This window comes from Streptomyces sp. NK08204, from assembly GCF_020400585.1.
Taxonomy (GTDB): domain Bacteria; phylum Actinomycetota; class Actinomycetes; order Streptomycetales; family Streptomycetaceae; genus Streptomyces.
The window spans coordinates 1-312 of record NZ_JAINVF010000104.1 but is presented as its reverse complement, the minus strand read 5'-3'; the positions used below and the strand labels follow the sequence as shown (position 1 = coordinate 312).

Annotated in this window: 1 protein-coding gene; it reads right to left on the bottom strand. The window is 68.6% G+C overall.

The genetic code is table 11. From position 1 onward, the window contains the following. The coding region (locus tag K7G59_RS34505) for a transposase (RefSeq protein WP_225840695.1) at positions 1 to 306 on the bottom strand (306 nt) is incomplete at its 3' end. Between the last annotated feature and the right edge of the window lie 6 nt (positions 307 to 312).

Here is a 312-nt window from a genome sequence, read left to right as displayed (position 1 = left end):
CAGGACCATCTCGTCGACGCCGGTCAGCCGCCGCTGGCGCTTCTTGACAATCTGCGGCTCGAAGCTGCCGTCGCGGTCACGCGGCACCGTGATCTCCACCGGACCCACGTCGGTCAGAACAGTCTTGGACCGGGCCCCGTTGCGACTGTTGCCACTGCCAGCACCGGCCGGATCGTGCTTCTCGTAACCGAGGTGGTCGGTGATCTCGCCTTCGAGAGCGGACTCCAGCACGCGCTTGGTCAGCTGCTGCAGCAGCCCGCCCTCACCGGTCAGCTGCAGGCCGCTCGCGCGGGCCCGGTCGACCAACTGCCC